Raw genomic sequence first — 4,787 nt, 5'->3', positions numbered from 1 at the left:
GCACAGGCATTCAGATCCGCACATTCCCCCGCGGCCCGGCGATGGCCCAGATCACCAGCCCCACCACGGGCAGCAGTGCGATCAGCAGAATCCACAACACCTTGCTGCCCACCTCGCTGCCGCTCTTGATCACGTTGAGGATGGCCCAGATGTCCAGCGCCAGAATGATCAGCCCAACCAGGCTGTTGAATGTCGACCCCATGCTTTGACTCCCTTTCAGAGGCTGTGCTGCACAGCATAGTCAGCTATTACGGCAATAGAAGGGAATCCTTGGCGGTGGCGGCAGGTCCCTGAGTAAACTGCCAGCAGCCATTGAACCGAGGTCCGCATGCCCGTCGCACAGCCGCAAAGCCCTACCCCACCCTCGCTGCGCAACGCCTGGCGCCAACAGGTCGTGAATGCCCCGTGGCTCAGCGCCGGGCTGGCGCTGAGCCTGCTGGCAGTTTGTGCATTGCTGGCGGCCAGCTTCTGGAACGCGGTGAACGGCGACCATGCCGACAACCTGCACCTGGCGCTGCTGGGCGGGTTGTCCGGGTTCGGCGCCACGGCACTGGGGGCAGTGCTGGCGGTGGTGCTGCGCGATGTGAGCGCACGCACCCAGGACGTGATGCTGGGCTTCGCCGCCGGCATGATGCTGGCAGCCAGTTCGTTTTCGCTGATTCTGCCGGGGCTGGACGCCGCCCGCGAAATCACCGGCAGCGGCCCGGCGGCGGCGTTCACCGTGGTACTGGGCATGGGCCTGGGCGTGCTACTGATGCTGGGCCTGGACCGCTTCACCCCGCACGAGCATGAAAGCACCGGCCCGTGTGGCCCCGATGCCGAGCGCATCAACCGGGTGTGGCTGTTTGTGCTGGCGATCACCTTGCACAACCTGCCAGAGGGCATGGCGATTGGCGTGAGCTTTGCCAACGGCGACCTGAACATCGGCCTGCCGCTGACCAGCGCCATTGCCATCCAGGATATTCCCGAAGGCCTGGCCGTGGCGCTGGCCTTGCGCGCTACCGGCTTGTCGAACTTCAAGGCCGCACTGGTGGCGATTGGTTCGGGGCTGATGGAACCGCTGGGTGCGGTGATCGGGCTGGGTATCTCGACCGGCTTCGCCCTCGCCTACCCCATCAGCATGGGCCTGGCGGCCGGGGCGATGATCTTCGTGGTCAGCCACGAAGTGATTCCCGAAACCCACCGCAATGGGCACCAGACGGCGGCGACCCTGGGGTTGATGGGTGGGTTTGCGGTCATGATGTTTCTGGATACCGCGCTGGGCTGAAGTTTTGGTTGGCTGTACAGGCCCTCAGGCATGCACGGCAACTTTCAGGGCTTCAAGGGCTGGCTCGACCTTGATCCCCAGCTCGGCGCCCAGCTCCAGCACCCGCGCCAGGTCGTGCTGGCCCACCATCACCATCTGCAGCTCGTCATCCAGCAATTGGCTGAAGTTCAGCAGCACATAACCGCCAGCCTCCTTGTTCAGCGCGCCCATCTGCACCTGAATGCGGTTCAAGGCAGTCAGCGGCTCGGTGCGGGCCAGTTGTTTGGGCTTGAGGGTGAACGGCACACTGTTGTCGAACGAGTCGCTGATCTGCTGGAACAGTGCCTGGTAGCTGTCGGCCTGGAACACCACGGTGTCCGGCAGGCTGCCCAGCACCACCCATTCGCCCAGCGGGATCGGGAAGGTGTCGTCGTAGTTGATATCAGGGTTGGCGGCGAGGAATGCGGCCGGGTCGGCGTAAGCCTGGGCGGCCTCGTCGGCGATGCGCTCGATGTCGGCCTCGCGCATGCAGCCAGCGCCAATGAGGCTGATGAATTCGAGCAACTGAGTTTTCATGAGGGGGGCCTGCGGCGGGTGAAAGTCGCCAAGGATAGCCGCAAATGCCCCCAGGCCGTTAGCCGGCCTGCACTTGCAGGCGTGCTGCGGTATCCACCGCGCCCATGGTGCGCGCGGCCATCAGCGCGGTGGCCCCGCGGGCGTCCTGGCGCGCCGGGTCGGCGCCCTCGGCCAGCAGGTAATCGAGTATCTCGCAGCGGTTGAACATGGCCGCCAGCATCAGCGCCGTGCGCCCATCCTGGGCCGCTGCGTCTACCGGCACGCCGTGCTCGAGCAACAGGCGGATCATCGCCAGGTCACCCTTGAAGGCGGCACCGGCTATCGGCAACTGGCCGTTGTCGTTGGCAATCAGCGGGTCGGCGCCGTGGGCAAGCAGCACACGCACTGCGTCATGGTGACCGTGGTAGCTGGCCAGCATGACCAAGGTGTCCCCTTTGTGGTTACGCAGGTTGGCCGGCAGACCGCTGGCGAGCAAGCGCTCGAGCATCTCGGCATCGCCCTGGCGGGCCCGTTCGAACACCTGCTCGGCGAAGGCTGCGGTTTCGTCATCGGTCATGGTGGCGTGTGCGGCTTGGCTGGTCATCGGGAACCTCCTTGCGTAAATGATTGCCCAAGTGTTTGTCAGGCACGCAATTGCGGTCAAAGGTTCATATTCTATTGCGCCGATAGCCACCGCCCGCTTCGTGCAAATTGCACTGTGCAAAATGCACGACCTTGCAAGCTGCACGGAAGTGCTTCTGTAAAAACATCCTAAGCTACTGAATTCAAAGGAATTTTAATGGATTCAGATTCTGGCACGGTCACTGCAACTACCTACTCATGTCTGCCACACAACAGCCAGGAGTTGCTATGGACCTTATTCAGCAAAAATTCGTCTCGGTATTTTCGGCCTACGAAGTGACCACCCAGGCTCGCCCGGACGGCGGCGTGCTGCTGACCCTGCGTGCGGCTGATGGCAAAGTGACCCGACGCGTACTGACCTATGGGCAAATGCACAGCGCCGAGCAGCTGTCGTGGGCCATCAGTGCCATCCGCCGTGACCTGGCTGAACAGGCCAGTGAGCTGCCGGTGATCTCGATGCTGCAGAGCCAGCAACGGTTTGCCTTGCCGACCTACCGCTGAGTGCTGTGGAGCCTGAACGGCCCTCTTCGCGGGTAAACCCGCACCTCACTGAATGCGTGATGCCATGTGTAGGAGCGGGTTTACCCGCGAAGAGGCCGGTGCAGGCATTACAACTCGTCAATGCCCAGAAATGCCCGCGCACTCACATCCCCGGTAAATCTCGCCTGCACACCCTGCTCGCTGCCATACAAACGCAAGGCCAGGCAGAACGGCGCCTCACCCAGCTCCACCCAGCGCCGCGTACCAGCCGGCACGTGCAATTGATCCCCCTTCTCGCACAACACCGAATACACCCACTCGCCCACCCGCAGCCCCACCTGCGCGCGCCCGCTGATCACGGCGAAAACCTCGTCGGCGTCATGCACGTGTTCATCGCGCACATCAACCTGCGCGGGGTCCTGGCCGTCACGGTTGAGCAGTACGAATGCCTTGCTGCCCTGCGCGGTCATCAGCTGGTCGAGGTACGCGCGGCACGCCGCCAACACCTCGTCATGCGCAGTGCCTGGGCGCACCCGTACGCCAGGTTCGGCATGTTCTAAACGCACGCCGTGTTCAGCCAGGGTTGCGGCGATGTCATCGTGGTGGGTCAACACCTTGTGCGGCAATGCCGGGCTGGGGGTGTGGAAAACGCTGAGAATGCTCATCAGGGGCGGGTCCTGGTCGGTTGCGAACAAAGGCCAATGATAACGGCTGCAGCCAAGGCTGCGGCACTGGCCATACCAAAGGTGAAGCTGGGCCCCAGCAGTTTCCAGCTGTAACCCGAATACAACGCCCCCAACGCGCCGCCGGTACCCGACAGCGCGGCGTAGAAGGCCTGGCCCTGGCCCTGCTGGCGAGCGCCGAAGCTGGCCTGCACGAACGCGATGCTGGCGGCGTGGAAACAGCCAAACGTGGCCGCATGCAGCAGTTGGGCGAAAACCAGCACCGCCGGCTCGGCCGCCAAATTGCCCAACAGCAGCCAGCGCACGCCGGCCAGCAGGAAACTGGCCAGCAACACACGTTGCACGCTGAAACGGGCGAACAGGCGGCTCATGCACATGAACATCAACACCTCGGCCACCACCCCCAGTGCCCACAGCAAACCGATGGCGCCACGGCTGTAGCCCAGGTGTTCCAGGTGCAGGGTAAGGAAGGTGTAGTACGGGCCGTGGCTGAGCTGCATCAGCGCCACGCAGGCATAGAAGGCGATCACACCGGGCGCACGCAGTTGGCGCAGAAAGCCGCCGGCAGCGCTGCGCTCGCCCTGCTCCACCGGCTGGGCATTGGGCACCCACAGGCTGGCGGCGACGATACCGCCCATGATGATGACCAGCGCCAGCGGGTAGATGTCCAGGCTCAGCCACTCGAATACACGACCCAACCCCACCACGGTGAGGATGAAGCCGATCGAGCCCCACAGGCGCACCTGGCTGTAGCGTGCCGTTTGCCCATGCAGGTGGGCCAGGGTGATGACCTCGAATTGCGGCAGTACCGCGTGCCAGAAGAACGCATGCAGGGCCATTACCAGCGCCAGCCAGGCGTAGCTTTTACCGAAAAACACCAGGGAGAAGCTGGCCAGCGTGCACAGCGCACCCAGGCGCACGATCAGCAGGCGCTGACCACTGCGGTCGCCCAGCCAGCCCCACAGATTGGGGGCAATGCAGCGCATCAGCATAGGGATGGCCACCAGCTCGCCAATGCGCGCCGGGCTGAAGCCCAGGTGGTCGAAGTACAGGGCCAGGAACGGCGCGGTGGAACCGAGCAGAGCGAAATAGAACAGGTAGAAGCTGGACAGGCGCCAGTAAGGGATGGGGTGCATGGGGTGGCCTTGTTGGGGGCCTGTAGCGGCCCTATCGCTGGCAAG

The 4,787-nt window shown here is 63.8% G+C and carries 7 protein-coding genes; 2 read left to right on the top strand and 5 right to left on the bottom strand.

Annotation, left to right across the window (positions count from 1 at the left end; translation table 11 throughout):
- Positions 1-10 precede the first annotated feature (10 nt).
- A complete protein-coding gene (locus tag GYA94_RS25765; RefSeq protein ID WP_009683250.1) occupies positions 11-202 on the bottom strand; it encodes a PLDc N-terminal domain-containing protein in 192 nt (63 codons plus the stop codon).
- 126 nt (positions 203-328) lie between these two features.
- On the opposite strand from GYA94_RS25765, the gene GYA94_RS25760 reads away from it, so the two are divergent.
- On the top strand, positions 329-1,267 hold the full coding sequence (locus GYA94_RS25760; protein WP_009683249.1) for a ZIP family metal transporter: 939 nt from the start codon (positions 329-331) through the stop codon (positions 1,265-1,267).
- Positions 1,268-1,291: 24 nt separating this feature from the next.
- Here GYA94_RS25760 and GYA94_RS25755 read toward each other — a convergent pair whose 3' ends face one another.
- Together GYA94_RS25755 and GYA94_RS25750 are read right to left on the bottom strand one after the other, a co-directional pair.
- Positions 1,292-1,822 (bottom strand): hypothetical protein, encoded by a 531-nt coding sequence (locus tag GYA94_RS25755; protein ID WP_009683248.1) that lies wholly within the window; start codon positions 1,820-1,822, stop codon positions 1,292-1,294.
- A gap of 58 nt (positions 1,823-1,880) precedes the next feature.
- A complete protein-coding gene (locus GYA94_RS25750; protein WP_054881728.1) occupies positions 1,881-2,405 on the bottom strand; it encodes an ankyrin repeat domain-containing protein in 525 nt (174 codons plus the stop codon).
- Between the two features lie 266 nt (positions 2,406-2,671).
- Here GYA94_RS25750 and GYA94_RS25745 point away from each other — a divergent pair, with 266 nt between their 5' ends.
- A complete protein-coding gene (locus tag GYA94_RS25745) occupies positions 2,672-2,944 on the top strand; it encodes a DUF3509 domain-containing protein (protein WP_054890614.1) in 273 nt (90 codons plus the stop codon).
- Between the two features lie 107 nt (positions 2,945-3,051).
- Here GYA94_RS25745 and GYA94_RS25740 read toward each other — a convergent pair whose 3' ends face one another.
- Both GYA94_RS25740 and GYA94_RS25735 read right to left on the bottom strand, forming a co-directional pair.
- Positions 3,052-3,588, bottom strand: a complete 537-nt coding sequence (locus GYA94_RS25740; RefSeq protein ID WP_161893371.1) for an oxidase — start codon at positions 3,586-3,588, stop codon at positions 3,052-3,054.
- Positions 3,588-4,742 carry an MFS transporter gene (locus GYA94_RS25735; RefSeq protein WP_161893370.1) on the bottom strand — a complete coding sequence of 385 codons (1,155 nt, stop codon included), beginning with the start codon at positions 4,740-4,742 and terminating at the stop codon, positions 3,588-3,590. Before GYA94_RS25735 ends, GYA94_RS25740 begins: the two co-directional genes overlap by 1 nt.
- Positions 4,743-4,787: the final 45 nt, after the last annotated feature.

It is taken from the genome of Pseudomonas juntendi, assembly GCF_009932375.1.
In the GTDB taxonomy this organism is placed as follows: domain Bacteria; phylum Pseudomonadota; class Gammaproteobacteria; order Pseudomonadales; family Pseudomonadaceae; genus Aquipseudomonas; species Aquipseudomonas juntendi.
The sequence above is the reverse complement of the archived record's forward strand: the minus strand, read 5'-3'. Positions and strand labels throughout refer to the sequence as shown.